Source organism: Arthrobacter sp. TmT3-37, from assembly GCF_054510835.1.
Map to the genome: position 1 here is coordinate 228665 of NZ_JBTNDU010000004.1, position 17372 is coordinate 246036.

Genomic DNA, 17372 nt, shown 5'->3' on the forward strand with positions numbered 1-17372 from the left:
TCATGCCGCACCACGGAAATGAAGAAGAGCACCAGTCAGAGCCGGTGAGCTTTCGCGACAACCGGAAGATCGACCCGGAGACGGGCGAAGTCCGTGGGCAGCAGAACGACGCCGACACCCCGGCCGCGGAAGACCCCGCGGCCGGGGGGCAGGCTTCCCCCGCGGGCGACTCCTCCGAGGGGGACGCCCTGGCGCAGGCCGAGGCGATCCTGAACGAGGCCGGCGCCGACGGGGAGAGCAATCCCGCCGTCGACGTCGTCGCGGAGCTCCGCAATGACCTGCTCCGGCTGCAGGCCGAGTACGTCAACTACCGGCGCCGCGTCGAGCGTGACCGGGACGTGGCGCGGGACCAGGCGGTCATCGGCGTGATCAACTCGCTGATGCCCGTGCTCGACGACATCGACGCCGCACGCCAGCACGGCGACCTCGCCGAAGGACCCTTCGCGGCGATCGCGGGCAAGCTCGAGAACGTCCTCCGGACGTACGAGCTGACCCGCATCGACGAGGTCGGCGTCGCGTTCGACCCGAACATCCACGAGGCGCTCATGCAGCAGCCCAGTGCGGACGTCCAGGTCGACAGCGTCAGCCAGATCCTCCGCGCGGGCTACCGCAAGGGCGAGCGCGTCCTCCGGGCCGCGCAGGTCATCGTGGCGGTTCCGGAGTAATCAGCAGCATGATCGCCGGGACGGTCCCCGAACGGCGGCAACGAAATTCCTGCGGGCCTGGCGGCCCTTGGAATATTGAAGCCGCCTTCCTCGGGGACTGCCCCGGCTTCCGCCGCTCACTCACCTCTCTATTTGAAGAACGACGAAAGGAGACGCCAATTGGCTAGTCAGGATTGGGTCGACAAGGATTTCTACAAGATCCTGGGTGTCTCCAAAGATGCGTCCGACGCAGACATCAAGAAGTCGTACCGGAAGCTCGCACGCAAGTACCACCCTGACCAGAACCAGGGCGATGCAGCCTCCGAGAAGACGTTCAAGGACGTATCGGAGGCCTATTCCGTCCTGTCCGACGCCGAGCAGCGCCAGCAGTACGACGCGATCCGCGCGATGGGCGGCGGAGCCAGGTTCTCCGCCGGCGGGTCCGGCGGGAGCGCCGGCGGCAACGCGGGATTCGAGGACATCTTCGGGAACCTCTTCGGCCAGGGCACGGGGACGCGCCAGCGGACCGGGTTCTCGAACAGCGACCTGCCGCCCGAGTTCGCCGACCTGTTCGGCGGCGGAGGCATGGGTGGCGGGTTCCCGGGCGGGTTCCAGTCCACCCGCCCGCAGAAGGGCGCGGACCGCACGGCCAGCACGTCCATCTCCTTCGGCGGATCCATCAACGGCACCACCATCGGCCTGCGCGAGCCTTCGGGCGAGCAGATCGATGTCCGCATCCCTGCAGGCATCCGCGACGGCCAGAAGGTCCGGGTGAAGGGCAAGGGACAGCCGGGCCAGGCCGGCCCCGGTGACCTCATGGTCACGGTCAAGGTCAAGGAGCACCCGCTCTTCAAGCGCGACGGCGACGACATCCGCGTGCACGTGCCGGTCAGCTTCCCCGAAGCGGCCCTCGGGGCCCAGATCGAGGTCCCGACCGTCACCGGAGAGCTGGTGAAGATGAAGATCCCGGCCGGCACGCCGTCGGGCCGCACGCTCCGGCTCAAGGGCCGCGGCGTGAAGACCTCGAAGGCGACGGGTGACCTGCTGGTGACCGTCGACGTCGTCGTCCCGCAGAATCTGTCCAAGGAGGCGGAGGCCGCCGTCGAAGCCTTCCAGATCGCGACGAAGGACGCCGATCCGCGATCCGGCCTCGCTGCGAAGGCGCGCCTGTAACAGTACATTTGAGCCACCGCCGGCAACGCCGGCAACGGAAGGAGGCACTGCCATGGACTACACGATGCCCATCTACGTCATCTCCGTCGCCGCCGAGCTCGCCGACATGCACCCGCAGACGCTCCGGCAGTACGACCGGCTGGGCCTCGTGACGCCCAGCCGGGCGCCGGGACGTGCCCGGCGGTACTCGCAGAGGGACGTCAGCACGCTGCGCGAGATCCAGCGGTTGTCCCAGGAGGGCGTCTCCCTGGAGGGGATCCGGCGCATCCTCGACCTCGAGAACCAGGTGTCGGCACTGCAGTCGCGGATCACCGAGCTCGCCACGGAGCTGGCATCCCGCCGCGTCCAGTCCGAAACCAGCAGGGTCTTCGCGGCCGGACTTGCCGGCGACGTCGTCACGCTGGCCCGCGGCCAGCGTCCCCGCCCCCGCAGCCAGGCGCTCGTCGTCTGGCGCCCCGACACGGCCCGCGCGGCGAACTAGCCGCCCACCGGCGGCGTGGCCTGCCTCCGGGCAGACGACGCGCGTCAGTCCCTCGGCGCAGCCGTGCTCGAGCGGACGATGAGGGCCGTCCGGGCCGCGTGGTTCACGGGCTCGCACGTATCGGGCCCCTGCAGGATCTGCAGCAGGCGTTCGACCGCCCGCTGGCCCTGCTGCTGCGGGAACTGCGCGACGGTGGTGAGGCCGAGGGTCTCGCCGAGTTCATGGCCGTCGATCCCGATGACCGAGATGTCCTCCGGAACGCGCAGGCCCAGTTCCCGCGCGGCGAGGATGGTACCGATCGCCATCTCGTCCGAGGCGCAGAAGACCGCCGTCGGGGTGTCCCGCGGATAGCCGAGCAGCTGCTTCGCCTGGCCGTAGCCGCCCTGGATGGTGAAGTCGGCATCCAGGCGCCACGAGTCCAGGATCCCGAGGCCCGCGGCGTCCATCGCCGCCTCGTAGCCGCGGCGGCGCGTGCCGGCGATCCGGAAGTCGTTCTCGAAGGCGTCGGTCCCGCCGATGTGAGCGATCCGGCGATGGCCGAGCGTGATGAGGTGGTCCGTGGCCAGTCCGGCGATCGCGTGGTCGTCGACGCTGTAGGTCTCGGCCCCGGGGAGGGGGCCGCCGATGCCGACGACGGGCTTGCCGACGGCGAACAGCTGTCCCAGTTCCTCGCGGCCCAGTTCCAGCGAGACGGGGATGACGCCGTCGCAGCGCTGCCGGAGCAGGAATTCGGAGAGGACCCGGTCGCGGTGCCCGGCGTCCTCGTTGAGGTTGTAGAGCGTCAGGTCGTAGCCCGCCTCGAGCAATGACGCGGCCACGCTGTCCACGATCTGGGAGTAGTACCAGCGGGCTACGGACGGGACGACGACGCCCACGTTGCGGTGGCGCCCGGACGCCAGCGAGGAAGCCGTCGAACTGACCACGAAGTCCAGCGTCTTCGCGGCCTGCAGCACGCGCGCGCGGGACTGCTCGGAGACCCGGCCGTTGCCGCTGAGCGCCCTGGATACGGTGGCGGTGGAGACACCGGCCAGGCGGGCGACGTCCTTGATGCCGGCCATGGTGTCCTCTCCTCCCGTGCCCGGGGACAGTCCGCTCGACGTGTCCCCGTTCGATCATTCCGGATCAGGCATGGATCCGCTATCCGGCGCTGGTCAGCATCCAGACGCAGGCGTCGGGTACGAGGTGCCCGCCGTCGGCCGCGCCGGGCGTGCTCGCCGCGATCACCGTGCCCTCCGGCAGCGGGGTCGCGAACTCGCCCATGTTGAGGAGGACGAAGACGTCGCCGTTCCGGAAGGCGACGACGTCGGTCGCCTCGAGTGCGCGGGACCAGCTCAGCGAACCGGCTCCGAGGCGCAGGTCGCGGCGGAGCCGGAGGGCCGTGCGGTACAGCGACAGCGTCGAATCGTCGTCCATCGACTGCACGTCGCGCGCGTACCCGGCCCAGTCCTCCGGCTGCGGCAGCCACGGCGCCGAACCGTCCACGTCCGCGAATCCGAACGACGGCGCCCCGGCCCGCCACGGGAGGGGGACCCGGCACCCGTCGCGGCCCAGGCGCTCGCCCCCGGTGCGCACGAACGTCGGATCCTGCCGCGCGGCGTCGGGCATGGCGGTGTGGTCCGGCAGGCCGAGCTCCTCGCCCTGGTACAGGTAGATGCCGCCGGGCAGGGCGAACATCGCGAGCGACGCGGCGCGGGCACGGGCGAGACCTGTTCCCGTGTCCGGCTGCGCGTCCGACCGGCCGATCCCGTCACCACCACGGGGAGCGCCCTCGGCGAGGCCGAAGCGGCTGGTGTGCCGGACGACGTCGTGGTTGCTCAGCACCCATGTGGTGGGCGCGCCGACGGCATCGAAGGCGGTGAGCGATGACGAGATGACATGGCGCAGGCTGTGCGCGTTCCACGGGTGGTGGAGGTAGGCGAAATTGAAGGCCTGGTGCATCTCGTCCGACCGCACCCAGTCGGTGAGCCGGGGCAGGGGGTCGATCGACGCTTCCGCGCAGAGGATGCGCTCGCCGTCGTACTCGGCGAGGATGCCGCGCCACTGCCGGTAGATCGCATGGACCTCGTCCTGGCCGAACATGGGTGCCTCCCAGCCGGGGAAGCCCTCGGACGAGCAACCGTCGGCGCGTCCGCCCCAGTCGGGCAACCCCTGCGCCTTCACGAGGGCGTGGGCCACGTCCACGCGGAAGCCGCCGACGCCGCGATCGAGCCAGAATCGCAGGACCCTCTCGAACTCCGCGCGCACCGCGGGGTTGTCCCAGTTGAAATCGGGCTGGGAGGAGTCGAAGAGGTGGAGGTACCACTGGCCGGGCATGCCGTCCGCGTCGACGGTGCGGGTCCACGCGGGGCCACCGAAGTGCGATTGCCAGTTGTTGGGCGGTTCGCTGCCGTCGGTGCCCCGGCCGTCCCGGAAGACGAACATCCCGCGCTCCGCCGATTCCGCGGGAGCGGCGAGGGCGGCCTGGAAGAGGACGTGGTCGCTGGAGCAGTGGTTGGGCACCAGGTCCACGATGACGCGGATGCCGAGGGCGTCGGCGCGCGACACCAGCGCGTCGAAGTCGGCCAGGGTGCCGAACAGGGGATCGACGTCGCAGTAGTCGGCGACGTCGTATCCGCCGTCGCGCTGGGGCGAGGTGTAGAACGGCGACAGCCAGACGGCGTCGATGCTGAGGTCCGCGAGGCGCCCCAGCTCCGCCGTGATGCCGGGGAGGTCACCCATGCCGTCGCCGTTCGAATCCCGGAACGACCGCGGATACACCTGGTAGATGACGGAGGAGCGCCACCACCGGTCGTCCTCGGAGGCGGCGTGCAGGGGCGCATGGAACGCGGCGGACGTGGACAGGTGCTCGCCGTGCAGGACGGGGGCGATCTCAGACATGCCGATCATCCTAGACCCGTCGAGACCAAAAGATGGAAGCGCTTCCAATGTTCAGCCTACTGTCCTTGCGCATTTCCTGCGGAAATTGTCAGGAGATCACCAGCCTACTGAGCAGTACGGTGTAAACGTTTACAACTACAGTTCCCCCGATGGTCGGCGCTCAGGGCGAGGAGCAGGGCGAGGACCCGTCCGGTGCCGGGACCCCGGGTGGAATTTGTCCCGGCACGCGGGCAGACTGGAGGGATGGAACAGACTCCGGAGTCGTGTCGTGCTTGAGACCTTCGTCGAAGCCCTGGCGATCGGCGCCGGCGTGCTGGCAGCCATGGGTGCCGGGACCGGGGTTGCCGGCTGGCTGGTGGTGCGGAAGGTCCGTCGGTCGCGGATCATCGAGCGCACCAGGGACCGGGGACTGATGGCCGCCCGCGCCTACGCGCCCGACCGCCTCACCCGTGAACCCGCCCGGCTCATCGGTGAGCTCAAGCGCTCCTCGCGTGCCACGCATCTCGCGCTCGCCGAGGCCACGGCGCAGGGGCGGCCGGTCGGTGACCTGCCCCGGGCCGCTGCCGAGATCGACCGGGCGGCGGGTTCCCTCGAACACCTGCTGAGGGTCGCGGACCGCGAGCCGAACCGGACACTGAAGCAGGAGCTGACCACGGATCTGGCCGCTCAGGCGCGTGCCCTCGACGACCTCTCCGCCGATCTCCGCCGCTGCCTCCTCCAGACGTCGCGGTCCATCGACACACTCCAGCTCGATCAGGCCACCAGCCGCCTCCGCACCGAGATCTCCGCCATGAGCACGTGGCGGGACAGTTACGGGAACCGGCAGGGCTGGTGACCGGTTCCACTAGGTAGCACACTCCATCCAGTCACCCCGGGGGTCCGACCGTGTCGATCAAACGCCGCATCACGCGCATCGTGCAGGCCAACCGCAATGCGGCGACCGAAGCGAAGCAAGATCCGCGGGTCCAGGCGCAGAACGCCCAACTGGCGCAGCGCTCGCTGCTCGACCGGGCGAGGCGTGGAGCGGCCGATGTCGCCGCGCACCATCACCGGGTGGGCCTCGCCGCGAACGAGGCCGCCGCCTACCTCAACCGGGTCGAGGCTGCTGCGGCCGCCGCCGTGCAGCGGGGCGACGACGACGCCGCCCGGGCGGCGATCCGGGAGTCGATGACGGCGCGACGGCGTCTCGAGACGCTGACCCGGCAACTGCACGAAGCGGAGCAGCAGGCCCGCCGGCTCCACGACGACGTGCAGCGGCTCGAACAGCGTGTGCAGCAGAACGCGATGGAGTACGACGCCCTGCTCGCCCGGCGCGCGGCCGCCCAGGCCGCCATCGGCGTGCACGACGCGCTGGCGTCGTCGTCGAGGGAAGCCGCGGCGATCGACGCCGCGCGCCGGAACGCCGAGCTCGAGGTGCGCCGCTTCGAGGCGCAGGCCCAGGCCCGTGAGGAGCTGTCCTGGACAGATCCTTCGTCGCCGCGCCTGCAGCAGGCGTTCGAGGAGCTCGAAGCGGACGCCGCGGCCCAGCAGGAACTCGAGGATCTCAAGCGGAGGAACGCGCGAGGCTATCCTCCAGCGCAACAGTGAGCGCCTGCAGGACGGCGTCGTCGACGTCGTCCACGGCGCGGAGGCGCACGCGCCACGCGAACGGATCATTCGCCCGCACCGGTTCGAGGCCGGGCAGCTCCGGTGCCGCCAGACGGAAGTACAGGTCCACCGCCGTCCTGGTGCCCGGGGTGATCTGCGCGAACTTGCGCCGGGTGGTCTGCAGCGACGCATAGGTCTTGCGCATCTGGATCACGACCCCCGGTGTCTCCGCAGCCCAGAGGATGAGGCGGTCCGCGATGGGCTTCAGGAGCGGCCGGTCATGGTACTGCGCGTCGTACAGCTCGTCGGCGGAGCGGAGGAAGAAGTCGGGCAGTCCGAAGACCTCCCAGTCGACGCTCATGAGGTTGTACCCCGTGACGCCCTGGCCCTTCAGCCATCGGGACAGGTCCTCGCGGCTGGTCACCCCTGCCTGCCGTGCTTCAGCCGCCCATTCCGCCGGCGTCCGGCCGGTGGTGCGCAGGAGTCGGGCCGCGTTCGTGTCCACCATCGACTGCCAGCTCTGCATCTCGCCCATCCCCACACTGTAGTGGCGCCGCTGCACGCCCGGAGCGGTGCCGGTGCGTTGCTACACTCTGCCAATGACTGAGCTGAGCGGTTCCCACGTCCTCGTCGTCGGCGCCACCGGGGTGCTCGGTGCGGAGCTGTCCCGTCAGCTGGCGGCGCACGGCGCACAGCTCACCCTGACCGGCCGGTCGGAGGAGAAGCTGGCGCAGCTCGCGGACGAACTCGGCGACGCCGTCGTCGGGCAGGTCGTCGCGGATCTCGGCCGGCCGACGGGCCCTGCGGACATCGCCGCTGCCGTGTACGGCCGCGAACTCCACGGCATGGTGTTCGCCGCGGGCGTCGTCGCCTTCGGCCCCGCCGTCGAGGTGGATGACGACACCCTCGACGAGCTCCTGCTCGTGAACCTCCTCGGCTACATGCGGCTCGTGCGCGACATCGCGCCGAGGCTCGCCCGGGATTCGTTCATCGCGCAGATCAGCGCCGTCGTCGCGGAGAGCCCGACGGCGGGTATGGCCGCGTACTCGGTGACGAAGGCCGGTCTCAGCGCCTACGGCAAAGCCCTCACGCTCGAGCTCCGGAGGCAGGGTGTCCGGGTCCTGGACGTGCGGCCGCCGCACACGGAGACCGGGCTGGCCGCCCGGCCCATCGCGGGCTCGGCCCCGAAGCTGCCGCAGGGCAAGGACCCCGTGGCCGTCGCGGGCCGCGTCGTCACTGCCATCCGCGAGGGTGAGCGGGACCTGCCGTCGTCGGCGTTCTGACCGTCGTGCGCCGAGGGTCGGTGGCGGGACGCGGCGGCGGGCCTGCCGACGACCCGCGGCTGCCGGTCACGACGGCACGCCTGCCCGTCGGCCGGTCCGGAGGTGGGCCGCTGCGGCCGGCCCGGCGGTGACGACGGTGCCGGCTGCGCAGGCGACAGCGGCCGCGGAGAAGGCGAGTGCGGGACCGGCGGCCTCGATCAGGGAACCCACGAGGGGGGCCCCGGCCGCCTGTCCGAGGACGAGCGCGGTGAAGAGCAGGGACGTTCCGCCCGCGCTGTTCTCGGCGACGGACGACGCCCACAGGATCAGGACGGAGGTCGCCGCCGTGTAGGCGAGACCGAAGACGGCCGCCGCCAGGTACGCGAGGACGGGATTGCCGGCCGCTGTCCCGAGAAGCGCTGTCGCCCCCGCCGTGCCGAGGGCCGTCACCGACCAGGTGATCGGGACGCGGTGGTCCGCGAGCCAGCGGGCGGCCAGGATCGCGCAGGCGCCGCCGGCCCCCAGCGCCATCCACGCGCCGGCCGACATGGACGCGGTCATGCCGCTCTCCTCGAGGGTCGCCCGTCCGTACACCCACACGGCGGCGCAGCCGAGGCCGAAGACGAAGGCGCCGGCGAGCGGCCTGCCGAGCCCCCGGACGCTCGATCGCGCGACCAGTGACGGCGCCTCGCGTCTCCGCGGATCGTTCCCTGCCGGTACTGCCAGGATCCTGTCCAGGCGGAGGACGGACAGTACCGAGGCCAGGGCGATGCCCGCGATCAGGAGCCAGGCGACCCGCCAGGCGTCGCCGAGCACGAGGGACAGGATGCCCGCGGCGACGACGCCGAACCCCGTCCCCGAATTGACGACCGACTGGAGCCTCCCCTCCCGGGCAGGGGCGGTGTTCCGCTGCACGAGCTCCACCAGGGCCGGCGACGCGAACCCCGCACCCGTTCCGGCGAGGAGCACGGCACCGGTGAACATCGCCGTGTCCTGGGCACAGGCCACCCCGATGCTGCCGAGCGCCGCCGAGAGACCGGCGAGGAGGGTCACGGCGCGGGGATGGCCGGGTGCGTACCGGAAGCCGAGGGCCGCCGAGACGCAGTACAGCACCGAGGCGCCCGACGACGTCAGCCCGGCCACGGTGGGGGACAGGGAGAACGACGCGGAGAAGGCGGGCAGGAACAGGCCGTACCCCAGGCGCGCCAGGCCGTAGGTGGCGGCGATGAGGGCGACGGCCGACACGGCGAACCCGGTGGAGGGTGCCGGACGGCGGGACCATAACGATCGTTTCATTGAAACGAACGTTATATCCTTGTGGCGTGACGACGCAACCATCCGCACGGGAGAGACTCCTCGATGCAGCAGAAGAACTGGTCTCGATGCAGGGTGTCACCGTCACCCCCGTCGATGCCATCCTCGAGCGCGCCCGGGTCTCGCCGGCGACCCTGTACGCGCATTTCGGGAACAAGGAGGGTCTCATCACCCAGGCCCTCCAGCGCCGGCTCTCGGCATGGGACCGCACGTGGCAGCAGTGCATCGACACTGCGGACACACCCGAGGAGAAGGTGCTCGCCGTCTTCGACGCACTGGCGCTGCACCGGCGCGGCCTCCACCCGTCGCGCTGGTGCGTCTTCCTCGGCGTGACCGCCGAGGCGCCGTCCCGCGGGCCAGAGCTGGAGGACATCCTGGCGGGTGACACATGGCTGCTGGCCGACAGGCTCGGGGAGCTTGCTGCAGGCCTGGTCGGAGCCGGCCGATCCGAGGACCTGGCGCAGCACCTCGTCCTGGTCTATACAGGGGTCCTGGGAATGATCCTCCGCGGCGCCGACGCCGATACCGCGATCGCCGACGGCCGCCGTATCGCCGCCATCACCGTCTCCGCGTTCGGGACGGCCGACGCCTAGCTGTACGGGGCCTGTGGGCCCCGCCGGTGGGTGGCGGGATGCGGACGGTCAGGCGAAGTCCTGCACCTTCCTCCAGCCCGGGTCGAGCGAGTGCTTCGCGGTGACGGACCGGCGCTCACGTGCGGCGGCGTCGAGGGCGTCCCGGCCGTTCTGGTCCTCGGCGTCCGAGTAGAAGTGGAAGGTCCGGGCGCCCTTCGAGGTCTCTGTCGCCACGAGCATGCCCCGCATCCCGAGGGCCCGCACCAGGCTGTCCTCGAGCCCGCCCAGGTCGTCGGACGCCGCGGCTCGGGGGAGTCCCTGCTCGTCGGCGTCGAACGGGACCCGCAGCGCCGTGTGGAGGTCGAAGCGCGGGTGGTCGATCCACCGCAGCGGCCGCAGGACCCGCACGAGGATGGGGTCGCCGGATCCCAGTGTCCCCTGCATGAGCAACCAGTGCGGTTCCGGTGATGCCTGCGCCAGCTCCGCCACGCGCGCGGGCAGCTCGGCGGCGGGGATGCTGTCCTCGACGTCGTGGACGAGGCAGTCCACACGGCGTACCCAGCGCTCGACGTCGTCCTCGCCGAGCAGCCACTCGAGCAGCAGGACGCAGAGGCCGTGCTCGTCGTCCCACTGCCCCGTGAAACCGGGGTTGTGCACGGACAGGATAAAGCCATCACCCGCGCGGGCCACCGCCGCGTGCACGCGCGTGAGACTCAGGTCGAAGGTCCTGCCGCGGTAGGTGATGATCGACTCCAGCATGTCCGGCTTGGCGCTGCGGGCGGGCACGAAGGACCAGCGGCTGCTCGGCGGCGGGGCGGCGCGGTACCACCGCTCGGCCACCGGCCGCAGGGAGGCGTCCCCGCCGCTGGAGACGCAGAGGGTGTGCTCGGCGCCGGCGCCGGATCGCGTCTCCCATTCGAGGCCGCGGGCGATCGCCCTGACGTGCCGCGTCACGACGTCGACGTAGGCGTCGAAGTCCCCGGCCCTCGTGGCGGTCGTCAGCAGCTCCTCGCCGTCGTCGGCCCACCATTGCCAGAAGGCCGCGATCGGGTCCCTGCCCGCTACGCGGCCGGATGCTCCCCGGCGGCTGAAGATACCCATGACGACCTGCGTTCCCCTGGTGTGCGCGTCCGGGATCCTCCAGCCGCTCCGACTCCAGAGAATCTACCCGGGTCGGGCCCTGCGTGGGGGAGATGCCGCCGGCAGGGACGGCGCGCACCGCACAGGAGGTCTACGGCGGAGGGCAGCTGGAAAGGGCTACGCATCGATCACGAGGTCGGTCCGCGCGGTGGAGCAGCAGGGCAGGAACTTGCCGGCGTCGATCTCCCGTGCCCGGATCCCGCCCTGGTGGTTCATCTCGACCTCCCCGGAGAGCTTGACGACCTTGCAGGAGCCGCACATGCCTTCCTTGCAGTTCGCGCCGATCCGGACGCCGGCACGCTGGGCCACCCCGAGGATATGTTCGGTGGGGTCGATCCGCACATTGACGCCGGTGCGCAGGAAGGACAGGGTGAGGTCCCCTGTCCCGACCGTGTCGAAGCTCGAGGCATCGGGGGGGACCGCGTCCGGCCCTCCGTCCGGACTGCCGTCGGGGGCCTCGGGGCCGGGCGCATGCGGGTCGAAGGTTTCCAGCGGCAGTCCCGTGGCCTTCAGGGTTCCCTCGGCGTCGTAGCCGGGCTCGTAGAGCCCGAAGGCGCTGGGCCGGCTCTCGTAGTGATCCTCGGCGGAACCGGCTATCTCCTCCGCCATCTCCTCCGCCATGTCCACTGCGTGCGCGAGCTCCACCTCGTATTCGAGGAGCGTCTGGCGGTCTCCCGAGAAGAACTCCATGTGGACGGAGGTGTCGTCGACGCCGACCTTCTCGAGGAGTTCGGCGGCAGTGTTCAGGTAAGCCTCGGGGCCGCAGGCATAGACCTGCCGGCCGTTCGCGTCGGGGGCCACCTCGTCGAGCATGTCCGCCGCCAGCCTCCCGGTGAGCCATTCCCACCCCTCTGGTTTCTGGCGGTCTCCCAGTGAGTAGAAGACCCTGATGCGTGAGTCCACGGAGACGATGTAAGCCAGTTCCTTGTGGAAACCGAAGTTTCCGGCCGCCGCTCCGTGGTAGAGCACGATGACATCGGCCTTCCCGGGCAGCGAGTGGATGGTCCGCACCATCGACATGATGGGGGTGATGCCTGCACCGGCAGCCAGCAGCAGGTATCTCGCCCTCCGGTCTGCGTCAGGAAGGTGGAATGCCCCGATCGGGCCGAGCATCTCGAGGACCGTACCGGGTCGGACGTTCTCGTGCACCCATGGTGAGACCAGTCCCAGGGGGTCGCGTTTGACCGTGATGTCGAAGGTCCACGGCCTGGTGGGTGAACTGGACAGGGAGTAGCTGCGGTCCACGGCGTCCTGGTCCTCACCGTGCACGGGGAAGGCGACGTTCACGTACTGGCCTGCGCGGAACGCCAAAGGCGCCCCGTCGGAGCGGCGGAACACGAAGGTCATCATCCCGCCCGCCTCCGGAACGACCTCGACACATTCGGCCAGGAACTCCTGCGGATGCCAGGGGCCCAAGGCGCGGGCGGCACCGGCCGGTCCTTCGGTGCTGCTCATCACCCTGTTCCAAGGCATCTCGAGACCGCGAATGCGCTGGGGTTCTTGGGCTGCCGTGTCGGCCCGGGGTTCGGTCATGCCATCTGCTCCTGCACGCGCTGCACGTACCAGTTGATGAACGCCTCCACCTGGTATTCGCTCTTCATGTACGGGCCGGGCTCGTAAGCGGGGCTGCCGGCGCCCTTCTGGCACAGTTCCACGAACGCCTTGTCCTGCAGATTCGTCTGCTTCCAGGTATAGGTGAGTTTCTCCAGGTCGTAGTCGATGCCTTCGACGGCGTCGTCGGCCACCAGCCAGGTGGTGCGTACCAGTGTCTGGTGTTCGTTGACAGGGAAGACTGCGAATGTGATGACGTGGTCCCCCTGGAAATGGAACCAGCTGTTGGGCTGCAGGTGCATCGAGCAGCGACCGAGGCGGAAGTCCCGCAGGTCACCGAGCAGTTTCTTGGAGAGCCGGCGCCCATCGGGGGAGAACGATTCGCCGTCGCCGTCGAGCGATTCCCTGGAGATGCGGATTCCCGCCACGCGGGTGTCGAGCTCCTCGACGACCTCGTAGGGAAGGCCGTAGCGGCGGCAACGCTCTTCGAGCGAGGACTGCGCTTCCTTGTTGCGGTCCCACACTTCCTCGAGGTGTGCCGGGATCAGCCCCTCCGTCAGGCCCCAGGTGGGAAAGAGGGAACATGCGAGCTCCGGGTGGCCGTCGCAGTGGTAGCACTCACGGTTGTTCTCCATGACGAGCTTCCAGTTGCCCTCTTCGATGATGTTCTGCTGGTAGGCGATTTTCGTCGTCGCCAGATCGTGGGGTGCGAGGTAGGGCTCGAAGATCTTCGAGGTCTCGTCGAAATCGGTCGGCGGTTCGTCGGCGATGCAGACGAAGACGAGTCCGGCGACCACGCGGCTGGAGGCACGCTTGAGGCCGAAGCAGCCCTTGTCGAACGTCGTCTCCCCGGGTGCGGAGGCGTGAATCAGATCGCCCTCGGGGGAGTAGGTCCAGGAGTGGTAACCGCACACCAGGTTTCCCGTGGTCCCCGCGGGTTCGGTCAGGACGCGGGCGCCGCGGTGGCGGCATACGTTGTGGAGCACGTTCACGCCGCCGTCGTCATTGCGCAGCACGATCAGGGAGTAGGGCCCGTAGTCGACGGTGACGTAGTCGCCCGGCTCCGGGAGCTCGGCGATGCTGGCGGCAAAGATCCAGTGCCGGCCGAAGATGGCCTGCATGTCGATGCTGAAGATCGTCGGATCGGTGTAGAAGGGGGCATCGAGCGAAAATCCAACGCGCCGGAAACCGAACAACTCGCTGATTTCTGCCAGCTGCTCGGCAGGCACCGAGGAAACAAGTCTCCCGCGTGTGTCGACGGGCACGTTCACTGGAGCAGACATGGGTTCCTCCAAAAGGACGGGGTAACTGTGCAGGTCGCAAGAATGATCACGGGCGGAACAGGCGGAGCCGATAACGGTATTGTCACGAGGTTAGGGCCATTCACATTGCGATAAAAGCGCAACAATCCGGTGAGGACAGTGCACCATGGGTGCATGATCGACCCACGGCTCATAACCCTCCGGGTGTTCGCCCAATGCGGCACCATCAGTGCCACCGCGGAACTGACGGGTTACTCTCCCTCCGCCGTCTCCTCGCAATTGCGGGAGCTCCAGCGCGTACTCGGAATGCAGCTGCTGACCAAGGACGGTCGCGGCATACGGCTGACCGCCACGGGCCGCTTCCTCGTGGAGGGCTCGGACACCCTCCTCATGGAGTGGGAGAGCCTCCGCGCTGCGGCCATGGAGGCCGGCGACAGGATGCAGTCCACTCTCGGGCTCGGCGGATTCTCCACGGCGGCCGCCCAATTGCTCGCGCCGCTGGCCGCCACCCTCCGGTCGACACACCCTCTGCTGAAGGTTCAGGTACTCGAGGCCAACCCGACGCGCTGCTTCGACTTGCTGGTCGCCGAGCGGATCGACCTGGCGGTCGTCGTCGCCATGCAGTCGGACTCCTCGGTGGAGAACGATTCGCGATTCGAGCAGACACTTCTCCTCGACGATCCCCTGGACGTCATCATCCCCGCCGATCATCCATTCGCATCCCGGGAAACGGTGGCGCTCGAAGAACTGGCGTCGGAGACCTGGATCACCGACGCTGCTGGTTCCACCTACCGCTCCCTCTTCACGGCGGCCTTCACGGCAGTCGGGATGACGCCACGCATCGCCCATGAGGCCGTCGAATGGGAGACCCAGATCGCCTTCGTCGGCGCGGGACTCGGCGTGGGCCTGTTGCCGCGCCTGGCGCCGCTGCACAGTGCCGAGAAGGTGGTTCGACTACGCATCACCGGCAGGGGGAAGCCTTCACGGCGCATCATCGCTGCTGTGCGCAGGGGCAGCATCTCATCGCCCCTCATCCAGGAGGCGCTCGGCATCCTGCAGGCCCGCGCCCGCCGGATCCTCACCGCCCGGCCCCGCGACGATCCCTGACACCACGGACCGCGGTACGCTGCCGACGCGGCAAGCGTTCAGGAGTCCGTCGCGGGAGCGAGAGGCGGCGGCGTGCCGGCCCTGCGTATGCCTCGGCGGCATGGGCCGGGACAGGCCGCATGCCGCCGAGGTGGGTTGCTACCCGAGCTGCGCAGCCATCAACTGGACGGTCTGGAGCCCCTGTGCTCGACGGTCGGGATGATTCCCGTCGCGGGCCCTCCGGGACACTCCGAGTCGGAGCACTTCTCCGCGCACTCATGCTTCGTCACGAGGTCGAACTGAGCGCCGCCGTGTTGTTCCACGCCGGTGCGTATGGCCCGCTCCACGACGGAGGTGGCCAGGCGACGCCGCAAGGAGAGAGGGTCCCGACGCAGGTCCTTGGTGAGGGCGAAGCAGAGCAGCAGCATGACGATGACGAACGGTAGCGCTGCAACGATGGTGATCCGTTGCAGGCCTGCCAGGGCTTCGGACGGTTCATCTCCGCCTGCCAGCAGCATGACCGCCGCCACGGCGCCGGTGAGGCAGCCCCAGAAGATGACGACTGCGCGGCGGGGGTGCTCGGCGCCATTGGAACTGAGTGATCCCATCACGATGGACGCAGCGTCGGCGCCCGTGATGAAGAAGATGGCGACCAGGACCATGGCCAGCACGATCACGGCACCGGTGGCCCAGTCGGCCATGCCCAGGTTCTTGACCAGGTCGAACAGCGCCCCGTCGAAGTTGACGGTCGGTGTCCCGTCGACCACGGTGACCAGGCCGGGCGTGTTCGCTTCGTCGGCTTCCTGCTGGACGTTGAAGGCAGCGCCTCCGAAGATGGCGAACCAGATCACACTGACAAGGCTGGGCACCAGCAGCACACCGGTGACGAACTGGCGGATGGTGCGGCCGCGGCTGATGCGGGCGATGAAGAGGCCTACGAAGGGCGTCCAGGACACCCACCAGGCCCAGTAGAAGATAGTCCAGCTGGTCATCCAGCTACGCAGTGACTCATCGCCGACCGCTTCGGTCCGGGAGGACATCTCGGCGAGGTCCCGCACGTAGTCGCCCACCGCGGAGGGGATCAGGTTGAGGATGAAAAGGGTGGGTCCGGCGACGAAGACGATCAGTGCAAGGACGACGGCCAGGACCATGTTGATGTTGGAGAGCCACTGGATGCCACGGCTGATCCCGGAGACGGCAGAGGCGACGAAGCACAGGGTCAGGACGGCGACGATCGCCACGAGCACGGGAGTACCGATCTCACCGAACCAACCGTTGGATGTCATGCCGCTACCGATCTGCAGGGCGCCGAGGCCCAGCGACGCGGCGGTGCCGAACAGGGTGGCGAAGATGGCCAGGATATTGATGAACTTCCCGACCGGCCCTTCGACCGTCCGAACGCCGAAAAGAGACGTGAAGGCGACGGAGATCAGTTGCCGGCGGCCCAGCCGGTAGGTCCCGTAGGCCATGGCGATACCCACGACGGCGTACATGGCCCAGGGGTGCAGGGTCCAGTGGAAGATCGAGGTGGCCATGGCCGTCTGGATCGCTGCGGGTGTCCTTCCACCCACTGTTCCGGGCGGGGGGGAGATGTAGTGGTAGAGCGGTTCGGCCACGCCGTAGAACATCAGCCCGATGCCCATGCCCGCGGCGAACATCATCGCGACCCAGGAGATGGTCCGGAATTCCGGCTTTTCGCCGTCCTTGCCGAGCGGGATGTTGCCGAACTTGCCCACGGCCAGCCACAGGACGAAGACCACGAAGAGCGATGCCATGAGCATGAAGAACCATCCGGTGTACTCCATGACCCAATTGAGGGCTCCGGTGGAGGTGCTGGACAGGCTGTCGCGGCCGGCGAAGCCCCAGATGACGAAGGCGATGGCGATGGCGCCCGTGATGCCGAACGTGACCTTGTCGAGAACGAGCTTGTGGTTCCGGCGGTCCGCGACTTCCTGCTCGGTCCTGGCGTGACGCAGCTCGTCGAGGATCTGTTCGGACTCGGCGTCGGACCCGGCGTCGGACACAGCGTCGGCCACGGGTGCGACTCCTGCGTCCGGGTCGAGGGCAGCAGGTTGCCTGTCTCCTCCGGCGCCTTCGTCCGCAGGCAACTCCTCGGGTACGTGGGATTTCAGGTCACTATCAAAAGCCATGAGCGGGTCCTTTGCTCGGTGAGGCATGAGTCTGCGATCGGCCGCGGCCCTCGGACGTCAGCCCGAGCGGAAAAGGTGCGGCCTCGAATGATCCGACGGTCACGATGCTGCCGCCGACGAGGTGAACTTCGTGGGTTCACCCCCTCCACCTTCGGGGGATCATGTTTCATGAACACACTTCTTTCGTGTTCAGAGGATTAACGCTGATATGTCCTGCCCGGGAGCGTTGATATATCAGTGATACTTTAGTTCACCGCGGGGTGCACGTCCATA

The 17372-nt window shown here is 69.0% G+C and carries 16 protein-coding genes; 8 read left to right on the forward strand and 8 right to left on the reverse strand.

The features are described 5' to 3' along the window. Positions 1–2: 2 nt before the first annotated feature. The 3 genes from ACX80U_RS08160 to ACX80U_RS08170 all read left to right on the forward strand — a co-directional run bounded on the left by ACX80U_RS08160 (position 3) and on the right by ACX80U_RS08170 (position 2298). Positions 3–665 (forward strand): nucleotide exchange factor GrpE, encoded by a 663-nt coding sequence (locus ACX80U_RS08160; RefSeq protein ID WP_208739316.1) that lies wholly within the window; start codon positions 3–5, stop codon positions 663–665. 159 nt (positions 666–824) lie between these two features. Next, positions 825–1817 (forward strand): DnaJ C-terminal domain-containing protein, encoded by a 993-nt coding sequence (locus tag ACX80U_RS08165; RefSeq protein ID WP_208739315.1) that lies wholly within the window; start codon positions 825–827, stop codon positions 1815–1817. A gap of 52 nt (positions 1818–1869) precedes the next feature. Beyond that, the gene (locus tag ACX80U_RS08170) at positions 1870–2298 is read left to right on the forward strand and encodes a heat shock protein transcriptional repressor HspR (protein WP_208739314.1); all 429 of its coding nucleotides are present in this window, start codon (positions 1870–1872) and stop codon (positions 2296–2298) included. A 44-nt stretch (positions 2299–2342) separates the two neighbouring features. Here the strand turns inward: ACX80U_RS08170 and ACX80U_RS08175 are convergent, their stop codons facing one another. Beyond that, positions 2343–3356: a LacI family DNA-binding transcriptional regulator gene (locus ACX80U_RS08175; RefSeq protein ID WP_459268035.1), complete on the reverse strand. Its 1014-nt coding sequence runs from the start codon at positions 3354–3356 to the stop codon at positions 2343–2345. Between the two features lie 79 nt (positions 3357–3435). Next, on the reverse strand, positions 3436–5175 hold the full coding sequence (locus ACX80U_RS08180) for a glycoside hydrolase family 13 protein (protein ID WP_459268036.1): 1740 nt from the start codon (positions 5173–5175) through the stop codon (positions 3436–3438). 268 nt (positions 5176–5443) lie between these two features. Here ACX80U_RS08180 and ACX80U_RS08185 point away from each other — a divergent pair, with 268 nt between their 5' ends. After that, on the forward strand, positions 5444–6010 hold the full coding sequence (locus tag ACX80U_RS08185) for a hypothetical protein (protein WP_459268037.1): 567 nt from the start codon (positions 5444–5446) through the stop codon (positions 6008–6010). A 50-nt stretch (positions 6011–6060) separates the two neighbouring features. Next, positions 6061–6762: a PspA/IM30 family protein gene (locus ACX80U_RS08190; RefSeq protein ID WP_459268038.1), complete on the forward strand. Its 702-nt coding sequence runs from the start codon at positions 6061–6063 to the stop codon at positions 6760–6762. On the opposite strand, the gene ACX80U_RS08195 is transcribed toward ACX80U_RS08190, so the two are convergent. After that, positions 6719–7297, reverse strand: coding sequence for a DUF5655 domain-containing protein (locus ACX80U_RS08195; protein ID WP_459268039.1), 579 nt, complete (start codon positions 7295–7297; stop codon positions 6719–6721). The two genes, ACX80U_RS08190 and ACX80U_RS08195, sit on opposite strands and share 44 nt — an antisense overlap. Before the next feature lie 64 nt (positions 7298–7361). On the opposite strand from ACX80U_RS08195, the gene ACX80U_RS08200 reads away from it, so the two are divergent. Then, entirely contained in the window at positions 7362–8045 is a 684-nt protein-coding gene (locus ACX80U_RS08200) for an SDR family NAD(P)-dependent oxidoreductase (protein ID WP_459268040.1), read from the forward strand. A 66-nt stretch (positions 8046–8111) separates the two neighbouring features. Here ACX80U_RS08200 and ACX80U_RS08205 read toward each other — a convergent pair whose 3' ends face one another. Then, positions 8112–9320 carry an MFS transporter gene (locus ACX80U_RS08205; protein WP_459268041.1) on the reverse strand — a complete coding sequence of 403 codons (1209 nt, stop codon included), beginning with the start codon at positions 9318–9320 and terminating at the stop codon, positions 8112–8114. 26 nt (positions 9321–9346) lie between these two features. Between ACX80U_RS08205 and ACX80U_RS08210 the strand changes: the two genes are divergently transcribed. Next, on the forward strand, positions 9347–9931 hold the full coding sequence (locus tag ACX80U_RS08210; RefSeq protein ID WP_459268042.1) for a TetR/AcrR family transcriptional regulator: 585 nt from the start codon (positions 9347–9349) through the stop codon (positions 9929–9931). A gap of 48 nt (positions 9932–9979) precedes the next feature. Here ACX80U_RS08210 and ACX80U_RS08215 read toward each other — a convergent pair whose 3' ends face one another. The 3 genes from ACX80U_RS08215 to ACX80U_RS08225 all read right to left on the reverse strand — a co-directional run bounded on the left by ACX80U_RS08215 (position 9980) and on the right by ACX80U_RS08225 (position 13884). Continuing rightward, positions 9980–11011, reverse strand: a complete 1032-nt coding sequence (locus ACX80U_RS08215) for a DUF695 domain-containing protein (RefSeq protein WP_459268043.1) — start codon at positions 11009–11011, stop codon at positions 9980–9982. A gap of 156 nt (positions 11012–11167) precedes the next feature. Further along, positions 11168–12583: a ferredoxin reductase gene (locus tag ACX80U_RS08220; protein WP_459268044.1), complete on the reverse strand. Its 1416-nt coding sequence runs from the start codon at positions 12581–12583 to the stop codon at positions 11168–11170. Next, entirely contained in the window at positions 12580–13884 is a 1305-nt protein-coding gene (locus ACX80U_RS08225) for an aromatic ring-hydroxylating oxygenase subunit alpha (protein ID WP_459268045.1), read from the reverse strand. The genes ACX80U_RS08220 and ACX80U_RS08225 overlap by 4 nt, the downstream gene beginning before the upstream one ends. A 153-nt stretch (positions 13885–14037) precedes the next feature. Here ACX80U_RS08225 and ACX80U_RS08230 point away from each other — a divergent pair, with 153 nt between their 5' ends. Then, on the forward strand, positions 14038–14970 hold the full coding sequence (locus tag ACX80U_RS08230; RefSeq protein WP_133081260.1) for a LysR substrate-binding domain-containing protein: 933 nt from the start codon (positions 14038–14040) through the stop codon (positions 14968–14970). Positions 14971–15128: 158 nt separating this feature from the next. On the opposite strand, the gene ACX80U_RS08235 is transcribed toward ACX80U_RS08230, so the two are convergent. Continuing rightward, complete coding sequence (locus ACX80U_RS08235) at positions 15129–17099, reverse strand: BCCT family transporter (RefSeq protein WP_459268046.1); 1971 nt, start codon at positions 17097–17099, stop codon at positions 15129–15131. Between the last annotated feature and the right edge of the window lie 273 nt (positions 17100–17372).

Excerpts from the sequence above, each read along its gene's own strand:
- ACX80U_RS08160 (WP_208739316.1), top strand. The coding sequence starts at position 3 with ATGCCGCACCACGGAAATGAAGAAGAGCACCAGTCAGAGCCGGTGAGC.
- ACX80U_RS08170 (WP_208739314.1), top strand. The coding sequence starts at position 1,870 with ATGGACTACACGATGCCCATCTACGTCATCTCCGTCGCCGCCGAGCTC.
- ACX80U_RS08175 (WP_459268035.1), bottom strand. The coding sequence starts at position 3,356 with ATGGCCGGCATCAAGGACGTCGCCCGCCTGGCCGGTGTCTCCACCGCC.
- ACX80U_RS08180 (WP_459268036.1), bottom strand. The coding sequence starts at position 5,175 with ATGTCTGAGATCGCCCCCGTCCTGCACGGCGAGCACCTGTCCACGTCC.
- ACX80U_RS08195 (WP_459268039.1), bottom strand. The coding sequence starts at position 7,297 with ATGGGCGAGATGCAGAGCTGGCAGTCGATGGTGGACACGAACGCGGCC.
- ACX80U_RS08200 (WP_459268040.1), top strand. The coding sequence starts at position 7,362 with ATGACTGAGCTGAGCGGTTCCCACGTCCTCGTCGTCGGCGCCACCGGG.
- ACX80U_RS08205 (WP_459268041.1), bottom strand. The coding sequence starts at position 9,320 with ATGAAACGATCGTTATGGTCCCGCCGTCCGGCACCCTCCACCGGGTTC.
- ACX80U_RS08215 (WP_459268043.1), bottom strand. The coding sequence starts at position 11,011 with ATGGGTATCTTCAGCCGCCGGGGAGCATCCGGCCGCGTAGCGGGCAGG.
- ACX80U_RS08220 (WP_459268044.1), bottom strand. The coding sequence starts at position 12,583 with ATGACCGAACCCCGGGCCGACACGGCAGCCCAAGAACCCCAGCGCATT.
- ACX80U_RS08225 (WP_459268045.1), bottom strand. The coding sequence starts at position 13,884 with ATGTCTGCTCCAGTGAACGTGCCCGTCGACACACGCGGGAGACTTGTT.
- ACX80U_RS08230 (WP_133081260.1), top strand. The coding sequence starts at position 14,038 with ATGATCGACCCACGGCTCATAACCCTCCGGGTGTTCGCCCAATGCGGC.
- ACX80U_RS08235 (WP_459268046.1), bottom strand. The coding sequence starts at position 17,099 with ATGGCTTTTGATAGTGACCTGAAATCCCACGTACCCGAGGAGTTGCCT.